17 protein-coding genes are annotated in these 21,127 nt (G+C 74.0%); 8 read left to right on the forward strand and 9 right to left on the reverse strand.

The annotated features are described in order from the left end of the window. Positions 1 to 372: 372 nt before the first annotated feature. Positions 373 to 1,032 (reverse strand): response regulator, encoded by a 660-nt coding sequence (locus tag JT721_RS15600; protein ID WP_374220891.1) that lies wholly within the window; start codon positions 1,030 to 1,032, stop codon positions 373 to 375. Further along, positions 1,011 to 2,270, reverse strand: coding sequence for a sensor domain-containing protein (locus JT721_RS15605; RefSeq protein ID WP_205474184.1), 1,260 nt, complete (start codon positions 2,268 to 2,270; stop codon positions 1,011 to 1,013). Before JT721_RS15605 ends, JT721_RS15600 begins: the two co-directional genes overlap by 22 nt. Before the next feature lie 108 nt (positions 2,271 to 2,378). On the opposite strand from JT721_RS15605, the gene JT721_RS15610 reads away from it, so the two are divergent. Both JT721_RS15610 and JT721_RS15615 read left to right on the forward strand, forming a co-directional pair. Next, entirely contained in the window at positions 2,379 to 3,185 is an 807-nt protein-coding gene (locus JT721_RS15610; RefSeq protein WP_205474185.1) for an ABC transporter ATP-binding protein, read from the forward strand. A gap of 8 nt (positions 3,186 to 3,193) precedes the next feature. Continuing rightward, positions 3,194 to 5,077, forward strand: a complete 1,884-nt coding sequence (locus tag JT721_RS15615; RefSeq protein WP_205474186.1) for an FtsX-like permease family protein — start codon at positions 3,194 to 3,196, stop codon at positions 5,075 to 5,077. Here JT721_RS15615 and JT721_RS15620 read toward each other — a convergent pair. From JT721_RS15620 to JT721_RS15635, 4 genes are all read right to left on the reverse strand, one after another. Then, entirely contained in the window at positions 5,067 to 5,912 is an 846-nt protein-coding gene (locus JT721_RS15620) for a GNAT family N-acetyltransferase (RefSeq protein WP_205474187.1), read from the reverse strand. The genes JT721_RS15615 and JT721_RS15620 overlap by 11 nt on opposite strands. Positions 5,913 to 5,979: 67 nt before the next feature. After that, positions 5,980 to 7,131, reverse strand: coding sequence for a flavodoxin-dependent (E)-4-hydroxy-3-methylbut-2-enyl-diphosphate synthase (ispG, locus tag JT721_RS15625; RefSeq protein ID WP_205474188.1), 1,152 nt, complete (start codon positions 7,129 to 7,131; stop codon positions 5,980 to 5,982). A gap of 59 nt (positions 7,132 to 7,190) precedes the next feature. After that, positions 7,191 to 8,549, reverse strand: a complete 1,359-nt coding sequence (locus JT721_RS15630) for an RIP metalloprotease (RefSeq protein ID WP_205474189.1) — start codon at positions 8,547 to 8,549, stop codon at positions 7,191 to 7,193. After that, on the reverse strand, positions 8,550 to 9,671 hold the full coding sequence (locus JT721_RS15635; RefSeq protein ID WP_205474190.1) for a 1-deoxy-D-xylulose-5-phosphate reductoisomerase: 1,122 nt from the start codon (positions 9,669 to 9,671) through the stop codon (positions 8,550 to 8,552). Between the two features lie 68 nt (positions 9,672 to 9,739). Between JT721_RS15635 and gabT the strand changes: the two genes are divergently transcribed. The 3 genes from gabT (at position 9,740) to JT721_RS21825 (ending at position 13,410) form a co-directional block, all read left to right on the forward strand. Then, entirely contained in the window at positions 9,740 to 11,071 is a 1,332-nt protein-coding gene (gene gabT, locus JT721_RS15640) for a 4-aminobutyrate--2-oxoglutarate transaminase (RefSeq protein ID WP_205474191.1), read from the forward strand. Positions 11,072 to 11,149: 78 nt separating this feature from the next. After that, positions 11,150 to 12,940, forward strand: a complete 1,791-nt coding sequence (locus JT721_RS21820; protein ID WP_205474192.1) for an amidohydrolase family protein — start codon at positions 11,150 to 11,152, stop codon at positions 12,938 to 12,940. Continuing rightward, positions 12,937 to 13,410 carry a limonene-1,2-epoxide hydrolase family protein gene (locus JT721_RS21825; RefSeq protein WP_205474193.1) on the forward strand — a complete coding sequence of 158 codons (474 nt, stop codon included), beginning with the start codon at positions 12,937 to 12,939 and terminating at the stop codon, positions 13,408 to 13,410. Before JT721_RS21820 ends, JT721_RS21825 begins: the two co-directional genes overlap by 4 nt. A gap of 126 nt (positions 13,411 to 13,536) precedes the next feature. Here JT721_RS21825 and JT721_RS15655 read toward each other — a convergent pair whose 3' ends face one another. Further along, the gene (locus JT721_RS15655) at positions 13,537 to 14,760 is read right to left on the reverse strand and encodes a saccharopine dehydrogenase family protein (protein ID WP_205474194.1); all 1,224 of its coding nucleotides are present in this window, start codon (positions 14,758 to 14,760) and stop codon (positions 13,537 to 13,539) included. Positions 14,761 to 14,955: 195 nt separating this feature from the next. Beyond that, the gene (locus tag JT721_RS15660) at positions 14,956 to 16,389 is read right to left on the reverse strand and encodes a gamma-aminobutyraldehyde dehydrogenase (protein ID WP_205474195.1); all 1,434 of its coding nucleotides are present in this window, start codon (positions 16,387 to 16,389) and stop codon (positions 14,956 to 14,958) included. Between the two features lie 145 nt (positions 16,390 to 16,534). On the opposite strand from JT721_RS15660, the gene JT721_RS15665 reads away from it, so the two are divergent. Both JT721_RS15665 and JT721_RS15670 read left to right on the forward strand, forming a co-directional pair. Next, the gene (locus tag JT721_RS15665) at positions 16,535 to 17,914 is read left to right on the forward strand and encodes an aspartate aminotransferase family protein (RefSeq protein WP_205474196.1); all 1,380 of its coding nucleotides are present in this window, start codon (positions 16,535 to 16,537) and stop codon (positions 17,912 to 17,914) included. Between the two features lie 19 nt (positions 17,915 to 17,933). Next, entirely contained in the window at positions 17,934 to 18,407 is a 474-nt protein-coding gene (locus JT721_RS15670) for an Lrp/AsnC family transcriptional regulator (protein WP_205474197.1), read from the forward strand. Positions 18,408 to 18,561: 154 nt separating this feature from the next. Here JT721_RS15670 and JT721_RS15675 read toward each other — a convergent pair whose 3' ends face one another. Beyond that, positions 18,562 to 20,004, reverse strand: a complete 1,443-nt coding sequence (locus tag JT721_RS15675) for a M1 family metallopeptidase (RefSeq protein WP_205474198.1) — start codon at positions 20,002 to 20,004, stop codon at positions 18,562 to 18,564. A gap of 206 nt (positions 20,005 to 20,210) precedes the next feature. On the opposite strand from JT721_RS15675, the gene JT721_RS15680 reads away from it, so the two are divergent. Next, on the forward strand, positions 20,211 to 21,122 hold the full coding sequence (locus JT721_RS15680; RefSeq protein WP_205474199.1) for a serine protein kinase RIO: 912 nt from the start codon (positions 20,211 to 20,213) through the stop codon (positions 21,120 to 21,122). Positions 21,123 to 21,127 lie beyond the last annotated feature (5 nt).

The following is a 21,127-nucleotide window of genomic DNA, read 5'->3' on the forward strand; positions in this document are numbered from 1 at the left end:
CGCCGATGTCCGGCGGCGGGTCTCGCTGGTGCTCGGCGACAGCCGCGAGGAGGTCGACGTCGTCGAGGTCGGGGCCGCGACCCGGGCCCGCGGGGGGGGGGGCGGGGGGGGGGGGGGCGGCGCCCGCCGGGGGGGGGGGGGGGGGGGGGGCCCCCCCCCGGGCCGGGGGGCGGGGGGGGGGGCCCCCCCCGCCGCCCGGGCAGCGGTGGGTGAGCCCCGGTCGAACGGCGGCGTGCTCACCGCTGCCCGCCCCGCCGCCCGGGCAGCGGTCAGCCCCCTCCGAACCCCGTCGAACGGCGGCGTGCTCACCGCGGCCCGACCCGCGCCCGGGCGCGAGTCGCCTCGCCACCCCCAACAGGGCCGGCCGCCGTGTCAGCCCCGCAGCCAGGTCAGCACGGCCGAGACCCGGCGGTCCGAGGCAGGGTCGAGGTCGAGCTTGGCGAAGATCCCGCCGACGTGCTTGCGCACGGCCGCCTCGCTCACCACGAGCTGCTCGGCGATCGAGCCGTTGGTCCGTCCCTCGGCCATCAGCGCCAGGACCTCGCGCTCGCGCTCGGTCAGCGCGGCGAGCGGGCCGTCGGCCCGACGACGGCCGAGCAGCTGGCGGACCACCTGGGGGTCGACGACGGTGCCGCCCTCGGCGACCCGGTCGAGGCTCTCGAGGAACTCGCGGACGTGCCCGACCCGGTCCTTGAGCAGGTAGCCCACTCCCCCGCCGGGGGTGGAGTCGAGCAGGTCGGCGACGTAGGCGTCGGCGACGTAGGCCGACAGCACCAGGATGGCCGTGCCCGGGTGGCGGAGCCGGATCGTGGCCGCTGCGCGCAGGCCCTCGTCGGAGTGGTCGGGCGGCATGCGGATGTCCGTGACCACCACGTCGGGCCGGGCGTGGGCCACGTGCGCGAGCAGGGCCTCGGCGTCGCCGACGGCCGCGACCACCTCGTGGCCGGCACGTTCGAGGATGCCGACGAGTCCCTCGCGCAGCAGCGCGCCGTCCTCGGCCAGCACGATCCTCAGGGCGCGTGCAGCGGGCACTCCATCCTCACCTCCGTCGGGCCACCGGCGGGGCTGGCGACGTCGAGCCGGCCGTCGAGCGCCTCGAGCCGCAGGGCCAGCCCCGCGAGCCCGGTGCCGCGCGCGGGGTCGGCGCCGCCGACCCCGTCGTCGCCGACGGTGAGCACCAGCCTGCCCTGCTCGACCCACGCGTGCACCTGCGCGCTGCGGGCGCCGGAGTGGCGGGCGACGTTGGTCAGCGCCTCGCTGACCACGAAGTACGCCGCCGCCTCGACCGCCGGCGGGAGCCGGCCGGGCAGGACCAGCCGGGTGTCGACCGGCACCGGCGAGCGGTCCGCGACCTCGTGGACCGCCGCGACCAGCCCGTGGTCGACCAGCACCCGGGGGTGGATCCCGCGGATGGTGGTCCGCAGCTCCTCGAGCGCGTCCTCGGCCTGGCGGTGCGCGGCCCGCACCAGGTCCAGCCCGGGGCCGTCGGGCACGTCGAGCTCGGCCCGGCCCAGGGTCATCGTCAGCGCGACCATCCGCTGCTGGACGCCGTCGTGGAGGTCGCGCTCGATCCGGCGCCGCTCGGTCTCGAAGGCGTCGACCAGGTCGACCCGCGACCGGCGCAGCTCGGCGACGGCGGCGCTGAGCCGGGCCTCCTGCGGGTCGAGGAGCACGCGCGCGAGAGCGGCCTGCCCGACCGCCAGGCCGGTGACCAGGTAGGCGCTCGCGGTGAGCGCCACCAGCCCCGGTCCGAGGGCGGCGAACCAGGCCTCGCCCGGGGTGTCGATCTGCCAGCCCAGCATCGCGAGCCGGTCGACGCGGGAGAGCCAGGGGGCGGCGAGGAGCACGACCGGGACGGTCACGCAGAACAGCACCACGACGGCGTCCACCGCCCAGAGCACGACGGCCAGCAGCACCAGGTGGCCCACCTCGCGCCAGGCCACCGGCAGGCTCCGACGCGCGCGGAGCAGGGTGCGCAACGACGGCACCTGCGCCTCTCCCGGTCGGGGCAGCACCAGCCGCAGCCGACGGCGCTCCAGGGCCGCCACCACCGCGGCGAGCAGCGGCACCCCGGCCAGCACCAGCACGCCGACCACGACCACGAGCGTCAGCAGCCCGACCCCGAGCACCAGCAGCAGCACCACGAGCGAGACCAGGCCCACGGGCACGGTCGTCACGAGGTAGGCCAGCGCGCGCCACGGCCACCGCGACAGCACGAGCCGCCAGGGGCGGCCGCGCAGGGCGGCCCAGGCGTCGTCGTGGGTCGTCACCTCCCGAACCCTAGGAGGATCGCGGCGTCCGCGGGGTAGCGCACGCGCTACCCCGGGAGTCGCGCGCGGACCAGTGCTGTTCGGGCGGCCACCCGGTGGGCTGGTCGCATGACCACCGCACCCCTCCCTCCACCGGCCCCGACCCCCCACGGCGTCCCCCACGGCGACCCCCACGGCGACCCCCGGTACGCCGAGGTGGCCGTCGCCCTCGACGGCGTCACCCGCACCTACCGCTCGCGGGGCGGCGACGTCGCCGCGCTGCGCGGCGTGACCCACGCGTTCCGGCGGGGCACGTTCACCGCCGTGATGGGCCCGTCGGGGTCGGGCAAGTCGACGCTGCTCCAGGTCGCCGCGGGGCTCGACCGGCCCACCCGCGGCCGGGTGACCGTCGCCGGCACCGCCCTCGACGGGCTCGACGAGACCGCCCTCACCCGGCTCCGGCGCAGCACCATGGGCTTCGTCTTCCAGGCCTACAACCTGCTCGACGCGCTCACCGCCCACGACAACGTCGCCCTGCCCGCGCGGCTGGCGGGGCTCCCGGTCCGCCGCGAGGCCGTGCTCGCCGCGCTCGAGCGGGTCGGCCTGCGCGACGTGGCCCGGCGCCGGCCCCCGGAGCTCTCCGGCGGCCAGCAGCAGCGGGTCGCGATCGCCCGGGCGCTGCACGCGCGTCCGGCCGTGCTGTTCGCCGACGAGCCCACCGGCGCCCTCGACCGCGCCTCGGGCCGTGCGGTCCTCGAGCTGATGCGCGGGGTCGTCGACGACGAGGCTCAGACCGTCGTGATGGTCACCCACGACCCGTTGGCGGCGTCGTACGCCGACGAGGTGCTCTTCCTCGGCGACGGGCTGGTCGTCGGGCGGCTGCAGGGTGCCGACGCCACCCGGATCGCCGCGGCGATGAGCGAGCTCGAGCGATGATGCGCCACGTGAGCCGGCACACCGTGCGCCGGTCGTGGCAGCCCTACGCCGGCGCGTTCGTCGCGCTGACGCTCGGCATCGTGCTCATCGGCCTGACCGCCTCGGTCATCGCCGCCGTGGAGGCCACCCGCGGCGCCGCCGGGGTCGGACCCGAGGACCGGCTGGAGCTCGAGGACCTCTCGGCGCTGTTCGGCATCATGTCGGCGGTCGCGCTGTTCATGGCGCTCTTCGTGGTCGGCAGCACCTTCGGGTTCGTGGTCGCCACCCGTCACCGCGAGCTCGGGCTGCTCCGGCTCCTGGGAGCGACCCCCCGGCAGGTGCGGCGCACCGTGCTGGGCGAGGCTGTGGTGGTCGCGGTCCCGGCCTCGGTGGTCGGCTGCCTGGCGGCCACCGTGCTGACCCCGGGGGCGCTCTGGCTGCTGCGCGACCGCGGCGTGACCTCGCTCGCGCTGGAGGCGCCGGCCCCGTGGATCGCCTGGGTGGCGGCGGTGCCCAGCGGGGTGGTGGTCGCCCTGCTCGGCGCACACCGGTCCTCCCGTCGGGCCGCGCGGATCGCGCCCGGCGCGGCGCTGCTCGAGGCGTCCGTGGAGCGGCGCCGGCCGAGCTGGACGCAGCTGGTCGTGGCGGCGCTCTGCGCCGGGGCGGTGGCCGTGCCGGTCGTGCTGGCCTCGTCGATGGCGCCGCTGTTCGCCCTGGTCACCTCGGTGCTGCTGCCCGAGGTGGTCGTCGTCGGCGTGATGTGCGTCGGCGGCCTCGTCTTCCCTGCGCTCGCCGGCCTGCTCGGCCGCCCGTTCGCCGGCCGCGACGTCGCCGCCCGGCTGGCCCGCGACCACGTCCGGACCGCGGTGCGCACGCCCGCTGCACTGGCCGCACCGGTGCTCGCGATCTCGGCGATCGGCGGCTCGATGATCGTCGCGCTCAGCTTCACGGCCGACTGGACCACGGCGCTCAACCGCGAGCAGCTGCGCGCGGCGCTGGTGGTCGACACCGCCGACCCCGCGACCACGGCCGCCGTCGGACGGACGCCCGGGGTCGACGTCGCCGATGTCCGGCGGCGGGTCTCGCTGGTGCTCGGCGACAGCCGCGAGGAGGTCGACGTCGTCGAGGTCGGGGCCGCGACCCGGGCCCGCGGGCTGGTGGCCGTGCGCGGCGACCTCGCCGCGCTCCGGGGCAGGGCGGTCGCCGTCTCCGAGACCTGGGCGACCGACTCGGGCACGGGGCTCGGCGAGACCGTGCGGGCCCGGGTCGACGGACGGCGGGTGCCGCTCCGCGTGGTCGCGGTGGTCCGCGACGCCCCGGACCTCTACGGCGACGTGGTCGTGCCGCCCACGGTCGCCGACGGCGCCCCTACGGCGAGCGGCCCGGTGTACGTCGTGCCGACCCCGGGCACCGACCTCGCCGCGCTCGCGCGCACGCTCGCCACCGACCTCCGCGGGCCGGACCGGGTGCTCACCGCGGAGACCTGGATCGAGGAGACCGACCGGGCGGCGCGCAGCGGCAACGCCCTGGGCCTGTGGGTCCTGCTGGGGCCGGCCGGGCTCTACGCCGGGATCGCGATCGTGAACGCCGTGCTGATCGGCGCCTCCCAGCGGCGACGGCAGCTGCGCGTCGTCCACCTGCTCGGCGCCACCCGCGACCAGGTGCGGCGGGCCGCCGTGTGGGAGGCGGCGCTGGCGGGCGGGGCCGGCCTGCTCGTCGGCGCTGCGGTGGTCGTCCTCGTGGGGTGGCTGGTGCGGCACGCGACCACCCGCGACGTCGGCGGGGTGGCGATGACCGTGCCGTGGCTGCCGCTGGGAGCGGTGGCCCTGACCTGTGCGGTGCTCGTCGTGGCCGCGGCCCTGGTCGGGGCGCGGGCCGCCACCCGCGCGCCCGGGCACGGGCTCAGAACATGACGGTCGAAAACCGGGCCGTCTCGTGGAAGCCGGCCCGGGCGTAGGCGGCGCGGGCCGGGGTGTTCCACTCGTTGACGTAGAGCGAGACCACCGGGGCGATCTCGGCGCGCACCAGCGCGGCGACCGCGGCCATCCCCCCAACGGCGAGGCCCTCGCCGCGGCGGTCGGCCGGCACGAAGACGCCCTGGATCTGGGCGGCGTGGGGTGAGGCGCAGGCCACCTCGGCCTTGAACACCAACCGGCCCTCGTCGAAGCGGGCGAACGACCAGCCCCGGTTGATCAGCTGGAGCACCCGTGCGCGGTAGAGCTCGGCGCCACCGCCGACCTCCGGCGAGACGCCGACCTCCTCGGTGTACATCGCGACGCAGGCGGGGTAGACCTCGTCGAGGTCGGCGCGGGTGGTGCGTCGCACCTGGGGGTCGGGCGCGACCAGCGGGTCGGCGTCGAGCACGAGGTGGGGCTGGCGCCAGCGCAGGTCGCGAGGCCGGTCCCAGCTCTCCGCGACGGTGTGCCAGAACGCGTCGACCGCGTCGTGCGGGCCGACGATCGTCGACACCGTGCGGCCGCGGGTCAGCGCCCGCTCGGCGAACGCGCGGGCGTCGTCGGGCCCGGCCTGCACCGGCACCAGGTTGGCGCCGACGTGGCAGGCCGCGACCAGCTCGCCGCCCTCGAACCGGCCCCACACCTCCCCTCCGAGCCAGCGCGGCTCGAGGTTGGTGGTGCGGGCGCGGTGCTCGGCGAAGACGTTGACCACCGGGTCGCGAGCGGTCAGCTCGAGGAAGGCGTCGAGGTCGGACGCCCCCAGGGGGCGCACCCCGTGGCGGGTGGTCAGCACGGGGCGAGCCTACGGCCCCGGCACCACAGCGTCACCAGACCGCGGGCCGGCTGTGGACGCCGGCGCGTCAGCCGACGGTGACCTGGGCCTCGGCGCCGTCGACGGCCTCCATGCCCTCGGCGATCCGCATGGCCTCCTCGATCAGGGTCTCCACGATCTGCGACTCCGGCACGGTCTTGATGACCTCGCCCTTGACGAAGATCTGGCCCTTGCCGTTGCCGGAGGCGACGCCGAGGTCGGCCTCGCGGGCCTCGCCGGGGCCGTTGACGACGCAGCCCATCACGGCGACCCGGAGCGGCACCTCGAGGCCGTCGAGCCCGGCGGTCACCTGCTCGGCCAGCGTGTAGACGTCGACCTGCGCGCGGCCGCACGAGGGGCACGAGACGATCTCGAGGCGGCGCGGCCGGAGGTTGAGCGACTCGAGGATCTGCAGTCCGACCTTGACCTCCTCGACCGGAGGCGCGGAGAGCGAGACCCGGATGGTGTCACCGATGCCCTTGCTGAGCAGCGCGCCGAAGGCGGTGGCCGACTTGATGGTGCCCTGGAACGCCGGGCCGGCCTCGGTGACGCCGAGGTGCAGCGGCCAGTCGCCCCGCTCGGCGAGCATCTCGTAGGCCCGCACCATCACGACCGGGTCGTTGTGCTTCACCGAGATCTTGAAGTCGTGGAAGTCGTGCTCCTCGAACAGCGACGCCTCCCACACCGCCGACTCGACCAGCGCCTCCGGCGTGGCCTTGCCGTAGCGCTCCAGCAGGCGCTTGTCGAGGGAGCCGGCGTTGACGCCGATCCGGATCGAGGTGCCGCGGTCCTTGGCGGCCCGGGCGATCTCCTTGACCTGGTCGTCGAACTGCCGGATGTTGCCGGGATTGACCCGCACCGCCGCGCAGCCGGCGTCGATGGCCGCGAAGACGTACTTGGGCTGGAAGTGGATGTCGGCGATCACCGGGATCTGCGAGTGCTGGGCGATGGCCGGCAGCGCGTCGGCGTCGTCCTGGCTCGGGCAGGCCACCCGCACGATGTCGCAGCCCGAGGCGGTCAGCTCGGCGATCTGCTGGAGGGTGCTGTTGACGTCGGAGGTCAGCGTCGTCGTCATCGACTGCACCGAGATCGGGTGGTCGCTGCCGACCCCGACCTTGCCCACCTGGATCTGGCGGGTACGGCGGCGGGGGGCGAGCACCGGCGGCGGGGCCGCGGGCATGCCCAGGCTGATCTCGGTCATGCCCCAAGGCTACTGGCGGGGTGTCGGCCGGGCAGAACCGGCGACGGCGGCCGGCAGGCTCAGAAGCCGAGCTTCACCGGCACCACGATGTCGCCGATGATCAGCACGCCGCCCATCGCGATCATGGCGAGCGCGACGACGTAGGCGACCGGCAGCAGCTTGGCGGCGTCGACGTAGCCGGGGTCGGGACGCCGGCGCAGCCGGGCCCAGCCGCGCCGGGCGGCCTCGAACAGCGCGCTGGCGATGTGGCCGCCGTCGAGCGGCAGCAGCGGCAGGAAGTTGAACATGCCGATGAAGAAGTTGAAGCCGGCCACCAGGGTGGCGAAGAACACCACCTTCTCGGGCACGTCGATCTCGTCGTGGGCGGCGACCTCGCCGGCCAGGCGGCTGCCACCGACGATGCTGACCGGGCTGTCCTCGGCGCGCTCCTCGACCCCCACGATCGCCTTGGCGACGCCCCAGACCTTGACGGGCAGCTGGGTCAGCGCCTGGGCGACGTCGACCGTCATGTGGCCCATCTGGCCCAGCGTGTACAGCGGGCCTCCGGTGACCCGGTGGGTGGTCGGCACCACGCCGAGGAAGCCGACCTCGACCAGGGTCTCGTCGGTCTCCGACTCCGGCCGGAGCTCGACGGTGGTGCTGGTGCGGCCGGTGCGCTCCTGGCCGTCGCGCAGGTAGGTGATCACCGCGTCGCCGTCGGCGTTGTCGCGGATCAGGCCGCGCAGCTGGCCCCAGCTCTCGACGTCGGTGCCGTTGAACGCGGTGATCACGTCGCCTCGCTGCAGCCCGGCCTCCGACGCCGGGCTGGGCCGGTCGCCGGGCTCGCACACGGTGCGCTGCTCGCGGTAGGGGATGACGCAGTCGGAGACCTGGTCGACGACCGGGCGGCCCTCGTCCGCCTCCACCTCGCCGGGGTTGCCGTAGAGGCTGAAGACGAGCAGGTAGCAGACGAACGCGATGAGGATGTTCACCGTCGGGCCGCCGCCCATGACGACGACCTTCTTCCACCACGGCATCTTGTAGAACAGCCGGTCGGCGTCGTCGGCCCCCACCAGCTCCCACTCCGCAGCGCGGGCGTCGGAGATCAGCTGGGTGAACATGCCGGTGTTGGACTTGCGCACCCGGGTGACGGGGTTGCCGTCGGCGTCGTAGGTGACCTCGTCGGCGAGGTCGGCGGCCGCGGGCGGCAGCATGCCGACGATCTTGACGTAGCCGCCGAGCGGGATCGCCTTGACGCCGTACTCGGTCTCGCCGACCTGCCGGCTCCACACGGTCGGGCCGAACCCGATGAAGTACTGGGTGACCTTCCCACCGAACCGCTTGGCCGGGATCATGTGCCCGAGCTCGTGCAGGCCGATCGAGACGAGGATGGCGACCAGGAAGAACGCGGCTCCCAGGAACCACACCAGCGCGTCCATCTACGTCTCCTCCAGGCCGAGCAGCTCGGCCGCCGTCGCTCGTGCCCACGCGTCCGCGGTGAGCACGTCGTCGACGGTCAGGGACCCGGGCTCCCCCGAGGGTACGTCGTGACGGGTGAGCACGTCGGCGATCGTCGGGACGATCCGGTCGAAGCCGAGCCGGCCGGAGCGGAACGCCTCGACGCACACCTCGTTGGCGGCGTTGTAGACCGCCGGGGCGGTGCCGCCGCGGGTGCCGGCCTCGCGGGCCAGCGCGACCGCCGGGAACGCCTCGTCGTCGAGCGGGTGGAACTCCCACGTCTCCGGCCGGGTCCAGTCGACCGGCGGTGCGGTGTCGGGCACCCGGTCGGGCCACGCCAGCCCCAGCGCGATCGGGATCAGCATGGTGGGCGGGCTGGCCTGCACCAGCGTCGAGCCGTCGACGAACTCCACCATCGAGTGCACGACGCTCGTGGGGTGCACCACGACCTCGATCCGGTCGAAGGGGATCCCGAAGAGCAGGTGGGCCTCGATGACCTCCAGGCCCTTGTTGACCAGGGTCGCGGAGTTGATGGTCACGACCGGGCCCATGTCCCACGTGGGGTGGGCCAGCGCCTGCTCCGGGGTGACGCCCGCGAGCTCGTCGCGGGAGCGGCCGCGGAACGGTCCCCCGCTGGCGGTCAGCACCAGGCGCCGTACCTCCTCCGGGGCCCCGCCCCGCAGGCACTGGGCCAGCGCCGAGTGCTCGGAGTCGACCGGCACGATCTGACCGGGCACGGCCCGCTCGAGCACCAGCGGACCGCCGATGATCAGTGACTCCTTGTTGGCCAGGGCCAGGGTGCGGCCGGCCTCGAGGGCGGCCAGGGTGGGGCGCAGGCCGACGGCGCCGGTGATGCCGTTGAGCACGACGTCGCAGGGGCGGGCCGCGGCCTCGGTGGAGGCCACCCCACCCAGCCCGGCGAACAGGTCGGGGCAGCCCGGCGCGAACTCCGCGACCTGGGCCTCGAACAGCTCGCGGTTGCCCCCGCCGGCGGTCAGCCCGACGACCCGGAACCGGTCGGGATTGGCGCGGACCACGTCGAGGGCCTGGGTGCCGACCGACCCGGTCGACCCGAGCACCACGACGTCACGGCGAGCTGTCACGGGGACGATCCTCTCAACCCGGCCGGCCGCGGTGCACACCGCGGGGCACGGGGGCCTACCGTGTGCGCATGAGCGGCGGACCCACCCTTCCCCAGCAGCGCAGGATCGTCACCGAGATCCCCGGCCCGGGGTCGCGGGCCAGGCTGGAGCGCAAGCGCACCCACGTCGCCGACGGCGTCGGCACCGTGCTCCCCGTGTTCGTCGTCGAGGCCGGCGGCGGGGTGCTGGTCGACGTCGACGGCAACGCGCTCATCGACCTCGGCTCGGGCATCGCCGTCACCACGGTCGGCAACGCCGCCCCGGCGGTGGTCGAGCGGGTGGTGGCCCAGGCGGCGTCGTTCACCCACACCTGCTTCATGGTCACGCCCTACGACGGCTACGTCGACGTGTGCGCCGAGCTGGCCGGGCTGACCCCCGGCGACCACCCCAAGAAGTCGGCGCTGTTCAACTCCGGGGCCGAGGCGGTCGAGAACGCCGTCAAGGTGGCCCGGGTCGCCACCGGCCGCGACGCCGTGGCGGTCTTCGACCACGCCTACCACGGTCGCACCAACCTCACGATGGCGATGACGGCCAAGAACATGCCCTACAAGAACGGCTTCGGGCCGTTCGCCGGCGAGGTCTACCGCGCCCCGATGTCGTACCCGTTCCGCGACGCCCTCAGCGGCCCCGACGCGGCGGCACGCGCGATCGACGTGCTGGAGAAGCAGGTCGGGGCGGGCAACCTCGCCTGCGTGGTCATCGAGCCGGTGCAGGGCGAGGGCGGCTTCGTGGTGCCGGCCGAGGGCTTCCTGCCGGCGGTCTCGCGGTGGTGCACCGACAACGGCGTGCTGCTGGTGGCCGACGAGATCCAGACCGGCTTCTGCCGCACCGGCGACTGGTTCGCCTGCGACCACGAGGGCGTCGTGCCCGACCTGGTCACCACCGCCAAGGGGATGGCCGGCGGGCTCCCGCTCGCCGCGGTCACCGGTCGGGCGGAGCTGATGGACGCCGTCCACGCCGGCGGCCTCGGCGGCACCTACGGCGGCAACCCGGTCGCCTGCGCCGCCGCGCTCGGCGCGATCGAGGAGATGCGCAGCCACGACCTGGTGGGCCGGGCCCGGGCGGTCGGCGAGCGGTTGGGCGCGCGGCTGCGCGCCATCGCCGAGGAGCACGACGTCGTCGCCGACGTCCGGGGCCGCGGCGCGATGATGGCCGTCGAGCTCTGCCGGCCCGGCACCACCGAGCCCGACGCCGCGCGCACCGCCGCGGTCGCCGCCCACTGCCACGCCCAGGGGGTGGTCACGCTGACCTGCGGCACCTGGGGGAACGTGATCCGGTTCCTCCCGCCGCTGGCGATCACCGACGAGCTGCTCGACGAGGGACTCGCCGTGGTGGCCGAGGCGTTCGCCGCCACCGCCTGACCCGGCCCGGCTCCGGGCCTGGCCTCCGGCCGACCCGAGGTACTTGACGCGCGTCAATCCGGGCGGTTCCATCACGGGGTGACCTACGACACGATCCTCCGCGACGGCCTGTGGTTCGACGGCACCGGCGCCGCCCCGCAGCGGCGTCACCTCGGCATCCGCGACGGCCGGGTGGCGACCGTGTCGTCGGCGCCGCTCGACGAGACCGGTTGCCCCGACGTCGTCGACGCCGCCGGCCGGTGGGTGCTCCCGGGGATGGTCGACATCCACACCCACTACGACGTCGAGGTGCTCGAGGGGCCCGCGCTCGAGGAGTCGCTGAGGCACGGCGTCACCACGATCCTGCTGGGCTCGTGCTCGCTCTCGACCGTGCACGTGGGGCCGGTCGACGCCGGCGACCTGTTCGGCCGGGTCGAGGCGATCCCCCGCCAGCACGTGATCCGCTCGGTGCAGGCCCACCAGACCTGGCGCAGCGCCGGCGAGTACGTCGACGCGCTCGAGCGGTTGCCGCTCGGGCCCAACCTCGCCGCCTTCGTCGGCCACTCCGACCTGCGCACGGCCACGATGGGCCTGGACCGGGCGACCCGCAAGGAGGTCCGCCCGTCCGGCGGCGAGCAGGCCCGCATGGAGCAGCTGCTCACCGAGGCCCTCGACGCGGGCTTCGTCGGCATGTCGGCCCAGCAGCTGCTGTTCGACAAGCTCGACGGCGACGCCTGCCGCTCGCGCACCCTGCCGTCGACGTACGCGAGGAGCCGCGAGATGCGGCGGCTGCGCTCGATCCTGCGCCGGCGGCGCCGGGTGCTGCAGGCCGGCCCCGACGCCAGCCACCCGCACACGATCCTGACCCAGGCGCTCGGATCGGTGGGGCTGTGGCGCCGGCCGCTGAAGACCAGCCTGCTCTCGGCCGCCGACATCAAGGCGATCCCGTTCGTGATCCACCTGATGCGCGGCCTGGCCGCCCTCGTCAACCGGCTGGGCGCGGACTTCCGGTGGCAGCACCTGCCGGTGCCGTTCGAGGTCTACGCCGACGGCATCGACCTGGTGATCTTCGAGGAGTTCGGCTCGGGCGCGGCCGCCCTGCACCTGCAGGAGAAGCTGGCCCGCGACCAGCTGATGCGCGACCCGGCGTACCGCGCCCGGTTCCGCAAGGACTACGAGAGCAAGTACGGCCCGCGGGTCTGGCACCGCGACTTCTTCGACGCCGAGATCGTCGCGTGCCCCGACGCCTCGGTGGTCGGCAAGTCGTTCGGCCAGGTGGGGGTGGAGCGCGGCGGGCAGCACCCGGTCGACGCGTTCCTCGACCTGGTGCTCGAGCACGGCACCGCGGTGCGGTGGCGCACCACGATCTCCAACCACCGCCCGGCGCTGCTGCGCCGGATCGCCCGCGAGCCCGGCATCCAGATGGGCTTCTCCGACGCTGGCGCCCACCTGCGCAACATGGCCTTCTACAACTTCGGCCTGCGGCTGCTCAAGCACGTTGTCGACGCCCAGCGCGAGGGCCGGCCGTTCATGACCGTCGAGCACGCCGTGCACCGGCTCACCGGCGAGCTCGCCGACTGGTACGGCCTCGACGCCGGCCACCTGCGCGAGGGCGACCGGGCCGACCTGTTCCTGCTCGACCCCGGCCGGCTCGACGACAGCCTCACCGACTACGCCGAGTCGCCGGTCGACCAGTACGACGGGCTCTCGCGGATGGTCAACCGCAACGACGCCACGGTGCCGCTGGTGATGGTCGGCGGCCGGGTGGTGCGCCGCGACGGGGCGGCCACCGACGTGCTCGGCCGCGAGCGCACCGGCCGGTTCCTGCGCCACGGCGAGGTCTCCCGCGACCCGCTCCCCCGCCGGGCGCGCCGGGTGCCCGCCTCGTGACCGCGCTCCCGGCCGATCCGGTGACGCGCTCGCCCGAGGAGGCGGTGCGGGGCCTGTGGCGCACCCTCTCGGACCGCGACTACGACGGCATCGCCGGCTGGGTCACCGACGACTGCATCTACCTCGACGTGCCGGTCGGGCCGACCCTGGCCGCCCGCGGACCCGGCGACATCGCCGCGCGGCTGCGCGTCGGCTGGGGCGAGCTCGCCGGCTACGAGAACCACGACGGGCTGCTGGTCGCCGACGGCGAGCACGTCATCTACGAGCACTCCGAGACCTGGACCTTCGTCTCGGGCGAGGTGCTGACCCTGCCGTTCTGCAGCGTCCACCGGGTGCGCGAGGGCCGGGTCAGCCTCTGGAAGGACTACTGGGACTACGGCGCGGTGATGAGCCAGGCCCCCGCCTCGTGGGTCGAGGGCCTCGCCACCGCCGACACGTCCTGGGTCTTCGACGCCACCGGCCTGGTCTGACCCGCGGGCTCCTCGCCGACCCGGCGCTTGTCGACGTCGCGGAACGCCGACCCGGCGTCCATCGACGCCGGGTCGGCGAGCCCTGGCCGCACCTGGCGCCGGGTCGGCGGCGGACGGGCGGGACCGTCAGAGCTCCTGGGTGCCGCAGGGACTGCCGTACTCGGTGAGCAGGTCCAGGAACGGCACGGCGTCGAACGCCTCCGGGCCCAGCACACCGGCTCCCGACCAGGTACCGCGGGCCAGCAGCTCGAGCGCGACCACGGGGTTGACCGCGGTCTGCCAGACCACGCACTGGTGGCCGTACTCGCGCATCGTCCACTCGTTGTCGACCACGTGGTAGAGGTACGTCGACCGCTCGGCACCGTCCTTGCCGCGGCCGGTGACCCACAGGCCGGCGCAGGTCTTGCCCCGCATCCGCGGGCCGACGGTGGCCGGGTCGGGCAGCACCGCGGCCACCACGTCGCGCGGCGAGACCTCGACGCCCTTGACCCGGACCTTCTCGGTGCGGTCCAGGCCGAGCGTGTGCAGCACCTTGAGGATGGTGATGAACTCCTCGCCGAGGCCGTACTTGAAGGTGGCCCGCTTGCAGTCCACCCAGCGCGGCATCAGCAGCACCTCCTCGTGCTCGACGTTGACGCACTCCACCGGGCCGATGCCCTCGGGGAAGTCGAAGACCTCCGGCTCGCTGAACGGCGCGGTGGTGTGCCAGTCGCCGTTGCCCTTGCCGTCGCCGGCCCAGATCACCGGCGGGTTGAGGCACTCCTCGATCGTGGTCCACATCGAGAACGACGGCGCGAAGATCTCGTTGCCGTCGTCGTCGGTGACCACGAGGTTCGCGCCGTCGCGGGTGCCGAGCTCGTCGATCTCGGAGAACAGGTGGTCGGCCGCGTAGCGCGCGAACACGTCGGAGAGGCCGGGCTCGACGCCCATGCCCACCAGCGCGAGGCGGCCGGCGGCCTCCCACTCCCCGGCCACGGCGAACTGCTCGTCGCCGAGCTTGACCCCGCACAGCTCGTGGGGCCGCTCCGGGTGCGGCTTCGACAGCGACATCGCCATGTCGAGGTAGTCGGCGCCCGCCTCGAAGGCACCGGTGAAGACCGGCATGTTGAAGACCGGGTCGACGGCGTTCATCACGTGGGTGATGCCGTGCTCGCGGCACAGGGCGGTCACCGACGCAGCGTCGGAGGCGTCGACCTGCGCAGCGACGTAGCGCGGGTCGGTGGCGGCCGCCCGCTCCGCCCGCGCCAGGTCGTAGTCGGCGACCACGAGCGCCTCGAAGAAGTCGCGCCGGGCCGCGATGGCCGTGAACGCGCCTCCGACGCCGCCGGCGCCGATGAGCAGGATCTTCATGAACAGGTTGCCTTTCGTCTCGCTGGGTCTCAGTCGGCCCGATACGACCGCGTTCGTCGGTTGTGGTCGCCGGCTCGATGCTCGCTGAGCGTCGTGAGATCGGTGTGCTGCCAAGGCGGAGGCACGAAGGCGGCCTTGGAGCGGAGCGGGCCGTCGAGTGCCGACAACGCCGGCAGCGCGCCGAGACCGCGGCGCTCAGTCGCCGATGTAGGACATGACATGCTTGATCCGGGTGTAGTCCTCGAGGCCGTACATGGAGAGGTCCTTGCCGTGGCCGGAGTGCTTGAAGCCGCCGTGGGGCATCTCCGCGACCAGCGGGATGTGGGTGTTGATCCACACGCAGCCGAAGTCGAGCTTGCGCGCCATCCGCATGGCCCGCCCGTGGTCGGTGGTCCACACGCTGGAGGCGAGGCCGTACTCGACGCCGTTGGCCCAGGCCAGCGCCTCGGCCTCGTCGGAGAACCGCTGCACGGTGATCACCGGGCCGAAGATCTCCTGCTGCACCTGCTCGTCGTCCTGGCGCAGCCCGGCGAGCACGGTGGGCTCGTAGAAGTAGCCGCGGTCGCCCTGCCGCCGGCCGCCGGCCTCGACTGTCGCGTGGTCGGGCAGCCGGTCGACCATGCCGGTGACCCGGTCGAGCTGGTCGGCGTTGTTGAGCGCGCCGTAGAGCACGTCCTCGTCGTCGGGCATGCCGGTGCGGGTCTCCTTGGCCTGCTCGGTGATCGCGTCGACGAAGTCGCGGTAGACCCCAGGCCCGGCGAGCACCCGGGTGGCGGCGGTGCAGTCCTGCCCGGCGTTGAAGTAGCCGGCCTCGGCGATGCCGGCCGCGGCCTTCTCGACGTCGGCGTCGTCGAAGACCACCACCGGCGCCTTGCCGCCGAGCTCGAGGTGGGTGCGCTTGAGGTCGCGGGCGGCCGACGACGCGACCTCCATGCCGGCCCGCACCGAGCCGGTGATCGAGACCAGCTGGGGCGTCGGGTGCTCGACCAGCGCGCGACCGGTGTCGCGGTCGCCGCACACGACGTTGAGCACGCCGGGCGGCAGGAACTCCTGGCACAGCTCGCCGAGCACGGTCGAGCTCGCGGGCGTGGTGTCGCTGGGCTTGAGCACCACGGTGTTGCCGGCGGCCAGGGCCGGCGCGATCTTCCAGATCATCATCATCAGCGGGTAGTTCCACGGCGTCACCTGGCCCACCACGCCGATCGGCTCGCGGCGCACGAACGACGTGTGGTCGCTCATGTACTCCGCCGCCGACCGGCCCTCCAGCACCCGCGCGGCGCCGGCGAAGAAGCGCACGTGGTCGACCAGTACGTCGAGCTCCTCGCTGCGGGTCAGCCCGAGCGGCTTGCCGGTGTCGCGCGACTCGACCGCGGTCAGCTCGTCGGCCCGCGCCTCGATCGCGTCGGCGATGCGGAGCAGCGCGCGCTGCCGGTCCTTGGGCGTGGAGTCGCTCCAGGTCTCGAAGGCGTCGGCGGCGGCGCGGTAGGCGCGGTCGACGTCCTCGGCGCCGGACATCGGCGCGGTCGCGTAGACCTCGCCGGTCGTGGGGTCGACGACGTCGTACGTCGCGCCGTCGGCCGCGGCCACGCGCTCACCGGCGACGATGTTGTGGAAGGTCTGGTCGGCCATGACCCGACCCTAGGGGGCCGGAGCCGCGGTCGGGAGCCCCGGGAGCCGGGATTGACGACGAAATCCGCAACAAATCGCGCCTGCTGCCACGGATCCATGCGCCTTCGGCTTGCTGGACCGCCGGTCGGGCGCGCACGATGACGCCATGACGCTCGACCACGACCACCTCCAGCGGGCCGCCAAGGACCACCTGTGGATGCACTTCACCCGGCACGGCTCCTACGCCGGGCCGGACGCCGCCGACGTGCCGGTCATGGTGCGTGGCGACGGGGTCCACCTCTACGACAGCCAGGGCCGGCGCTACCTCGACGGGCTCGCCGGACTGTTCGTCTCCCAGCTCGGGCACGGCCGCACCGACCTCGCCGAGGCCGCGGCCCGCCAGGCCGCCGAGCTGGCCTTCATGCCGCTGTGGTCCTACGCCCACCCCTCGGCGATCGAGCTCGCCGAGCGGGTCGCGGCGTACGCCCCCGGGGACCTCGACCGGGTCTTCTTCACCAGCGGCGGCGGCGAGGCCGTGGAGTCGGCGTGGAAGCTCGCCAAGAACTACTTCAAGCTCGTGGGCAAGCCGATGAAGCACAAGGTGATCAGCCGGAGCATCGCCTACCACGGCACCACCCACGGCGCGCTGTCGATCACCGGCCTGCCGGGCCTCAAGCAGCAGTTCGAGCCGCTGGTGCCCTCGACCTTCCGGGTGCCGAACACCAACCTCTACCGGGCGCCGCTGCACGGCGACGACCCCGAGGCGTTCGGCCGCTGGGCGGCGGACCAGGTAGGCGTGGCGATCGAGGCCGAGGGCCCCGACACGGTCGCGGCGGTCTTCCTCGAGCCGGTGCAGAACGCCGGCGGGTGCTTCCCGCCGCCGCCGGGCTACTTCCAGCGGGTGCGCGAGATCTGCGACCAGCACGACGTGCTGCTGGTCTCCGACGAGGTGATCTGCGCCTTCGGCCGGCTCGGGCACGTGTTCGGCGCCGAGCGCTACGGCTACCAGCCCGACATCATCACCTGCGCCAAGGGGATCACGTCCGGCTACGCGCCGCTGGGGGCGATGATCGCCTCGGAGCGGCTGATGGCGCCGTTCCTCGAGGAGGGCGCGATGTTCGCCCACGGCTACACCTTCGGCGGCCACCCGGTCGCCACCGCGGTCGGCCTGGCCAACCTCGACGCCTTCGAGGCCGAGGGGGTGCTGGAGCACGTGCGCGAGCACGAGGGCACCTTCCGCTCGACGCTGGAGCGGCTGCTCGACCTGCCGATCGTGGGCGACGTCCGCGGCGACGGCTACTTCTACGGCATCGAGCTGGTCAAGGACCGCACCACCCGCGAGAGCTTCACCGCCGAGGAGTGCGAGCGGTTGCTCTACGGCTTCGTCTCCAAGCAGCTCTACGCCGAGGGGCTCTACTGCCGCGCCGACGACCGGGGCGACCCGGTGATCCAGCTCGCGCCACCGCTGATCAGCACCCCCGAGCACTTCGAGGAGATGGAGCAGATCCTGCGCAGCGTCCTCGACAAGGCGTGGGGCCAGCTCTGAGCCGCTACGGTTGCGCCTCATGACCCGCAGGCAGGAGCGACCAGCGGTGCCGCTCGACGATGTGTCGAAGGGCATCATCGAGCAGCTGCAGCAGGACGGCCGGCGCTCGTACGCCGCGATCGGCAAGGTCGTGGGGCTCTCCGAGGCCGCGGTGCGCCAGCGCGTGCAGCGCCTGGTCGACGCCGGCGTCATGCAGGTCGTGGCGGTGACCGACCCGCTCGAGCTCGGCTTCGCCCGCCAGGCGATGGTCGGCATCAAGGTCAGCGGCGCCCTCGAGCCGGTGGCCGATGCGCTCGCCGACCTCGACGAGGTCGACTACGTCGTGATCTGCGCGGGCGGCTTCGACGTCCTGGCCGAGGTGGTCGCCGAGACCGACGAGCACCTGCTCGAGACCGTCTCGCAGCGGATCCGCCGCATCCCCGGCGTCGCCTCCACCGAGACCTTCATGTACCTCCGGCTGCGCAAGCAGACCTACTCGTGGGGCGTCCGCTAGGCCGACCCCACGCACCAGGGTGTCGCAGTCACGGGCGACCCGTGCGGTAGTCACGGACGTTCGGCACCCCGAACGGCGGGGACGACGTGCCGAACGTCCGTGACTACCGGGCCCCGCCGGCCCACGGACCGGACCGGCCGGCGCCAGCGTCCGCTCAGCCCAGGCCCATCGCGGCGGTGGCGGCCGGCTTCTTCCCCGAGAGCAGCCAGGCGGAGAAGAACGCGTCGAGGTCCTGGCCGCTGACCCGCTCGGCGACCGCCCGGAGCTGGGCGGTCGTGCCGGTGGACGAGCGCCGCTCGGCGAGCCAGGCCCGCACCACGGCCCAGAAGTCGGTCTCGCCGAGGCGGTTGCGCAGCGCCTGCACGGTGGCGGCGCCGCGGGTGTAGACCTCGTTGTCGAAGAGCCGACCGGGGCCGGGGTCGCCGATCCGGAACGCCCACGCCGAGGGCTCCCGACCGGCGTGGTAGGCCCGCAGTCGGGCGTCCGCCGTGCCCTCGCCGTGGGTCTCGGACCAGACCCACTCCATGAACGTCGCGAACCCCTCGTTGAGCCAGATGTCGCGCCAGGCGTGCAGCGCGACGCTGTCGCCGAACCACTGGTGCGCCAGCTCGTGCACGACGGTCTCGGTGCCGGTGGCGTAGGGCGCGTAGACCGGGCGGGTCTGGTTCTCGAGCGCGAACTCGGTCTGCACCCCGCTCACGACGCCGCCCATGGTCGAGAAGGGGTAGGGCCCGAGCCGCTGCTCGAGCCAGCGCACGATCTCCGGCGTCCGGCGCAGCTGCGACATCGCGCCCGCGCGCACCGAGGGGGGCAGCCGGGTCGAGACGGCGTGGTACCAGGGGCGGCCGTCGGCACGTCCCGACGCGACCTGGAACGACCCGGCGGTGAAGAAGGCGAGGTACGGCGCCATCGGCTCCGCGGCGCGCCACCGGGTGGTGGCGAGCCGGCCGTGGACGCGCCGCGACACCAGGCGCCCGTTGGAGATCACCCGCTTGTCCTTCGGCACCGTGATCCGCACGTCGACCACGGCCCGGTCGCGGGGGTGGTCGTTGGCGGGGAACCACCAGGGGGCGATGTGCGGCTGGTTGACCGCGGCGACCTCGGCGTGGTCGGCGAACCAGCTGCGCTCCCCCTGCCACGCGATCCGGTCCGGGTGGCCGTGGTAGCGCACCACCACGTCGACGCTGCGGCCGGCGGCCAGGGGCCGGCGAGGCATGATCCGAAGCTCGTGGCGGTTGGGCTTGCGCCAGGCGGCAGGCCGCCCGGCGACGGTCACCGAGTCGACGCCCAGCAGCAGGTCGAGGTTGAACCGGCGCAGCGTCGTGGTGGCGGTGAGCGTGATCCGGGTGCGACCGCTCAGCCGACCCGTGCGGAAGTCGTAGCGGTCGTGGATCCGGTAGCGGCGCACGTCGATGCCGCCGTTGCCGTCGAGCGGGAAGTAGGCGTCGCCGATCCCGGGGCTCCCCACCACCGGCGCCGGCACCCGCTCGACCGCTGCCGGCGCACTCGCACCGCCGAGGAGGGGCAGGGTCACCGCGGCCCCCACGACCGCGACGAGGGCGAGGGGGCGCACGGACGGTCGGGGCACTACGGGCACCGGCCGACGGTAGCCCACCCCGGCCCCGGTGCGGACCAGACCACCCGCAATTCGGTTGCGGTTGCGGCGGCCGTCCCCACCATGGACGGGAGCCGGGCACCGCGACCGCGGGCCCACCGCACCCGGAAGGAGAAGTGACATGACCACGACTGTCCTCGGCCTGCCCTCAGTCCGAATCCTTCTCACTTCCTGGAGCACCCCCAGCGATGACTCGCGACCTCACCCCGACCGGGGAGCAGTACCACTCCGATAACCTCGTCCGCCTGCCCGAGGTCGAGCGCCCCGACGCGCTCGCGGGCATCGACGAGCGCTTCGTCTTCGACTTCGACGCCTACGACGACCTCGAGGACGGCCAGCGCTGGTCGACCTGGTGGGACGTCGAGCCGCTGTGCCGCGGCCCGGAGCCACGCCCCGACTGGGTCGTGACCTCCCGCGGCGCCGTCGACACCGAGCTCGGCATCCTCAAGACCGGCAAGGAGGCCGACGTCTTCCTGCTGGAGCGCGCCGACCCCCACGACCCCGACGGCGCGGTCGTGATGGCGGCCAAGCGCTACCGCGGCACCGACCACCGCGACTTCCATCGCTCGGCGTCCTACACCGAGGGCCGCAGCATGAAGCGGTCGCGCGACGACCGCGCCATCAAGCGCAAGAGCACCTTCGGCCGCCTGGTCGCCGCCGGCGAGTGGGCCACCTCGGAGTGGACGGCGCTGAACCGCTGCTGGGAGATGGGGCTCCCGGTGCCCTACCCCGTGCAGATCGACGGCACCGAGATCCTGATGGAGTGGGTGACCGTCGACGGGGACACCGCGCCGCGGCTGGCCCAGACCCGCCCCGACCCGGAGCTGCTGGCGTCGTACTTCGACCAGCTCCGCGACGCGATGACCCGGCTGGTGGAGCACGGGCTGGTGCACGGCGACCTGTCGCCCTACAACATCCTGGCCGCCGGCGACCGGCTCGTCGTCATCGACCTGCCGCAGGTCGTCGACCTGGTCGGCAACGCCAACGGGATGGACTACCTGCTGCGCGACTGCACCAACATGTGCACCTGGTTCCGGGCCCGGGGGCTCGAGGTCGACGAGCAGGACCTGTTCGGGGAGCTGATGGCCGCGGCCTTCTGAGCACC

It is taken from the genome of Nocardioides sp. SYSU D00038 (assembly GCF_016924665.1).
Lineage (GTDB): Bacteria > Actinomycetota > Actinomycetes > Propionibacteriales > Nocardioidaceae > Nocardioides.

What these genes read in the sequence shown, in the direction of transcription:
- JT721_RS15610 (WP_205474185.1), top strand. Translation starts at nt 2,379, where the DNA reads ATGACCACCGCACCCCTCCCTCCACCGGCCCCGACCCCCCACGGCGTC.
- ispG (WP_205474188.1), bottom strand. Translation starts at nt 7,131, where the DNA reads ATGACCGAGATCAGCCTGGGCATGCCCGCGGCCCCGCCGCCGGTGCTC.
- JT721_RS15630 (WP_205474189.1), bottom strand. Translation starts at nt 8,549, where the DNA reads ATGGACGCGCTGGTGTGGTTCCTGGGAGCCGCGTTCTTCCTGGTCGCC.
- gabT (WP_205474191.1), top strand. Translation starts at nt 9,740, where the DNA reads ATGAGCGGCGGACCCACCCTTCCCCAGCAGCGCAGGATCGTCACCGAG.
- JT721_RS15655 (WP_205474194.1), bottom strand. Translation starts at nt 14,760, where the DNA reads ATGAAGATCCTGCTCATCGGCGCCGGCGGCGTCGGAGGCGCGTTCACG.
- JT721_RS15660 (WP_205474195.1), bottom strand. Translation starts at nt 16,389, where the DNA reads ATGGCCGACCAGACCTTCCACAACATCGTCGCCGGTGAGCGCGTGGCC.
- JT721_RS15665 (WP_205474196.1), top strand. Translation starts at nt 16,535, where the DNA reads ATGACGCTCGACCACGACCACCTCCAGCGGGCCGCCAAGGACCACCTG.
- JT721_RS15670 (WP_205474197.1), top strand. Translation starts at nt 17,934, where the DNA reads ATGACCCGCAGGCAGGAGCGACCAGCGGTGCCGCTCGACGATGTGTCG.
- JT721_RS15680 (WP_205474199.1), top strand. Translation starts at nt 20,211, where the DNA reads ATGACTCGCGACCTCACCCCGACCGGGGAGCAGTACCACTCCGATAAC.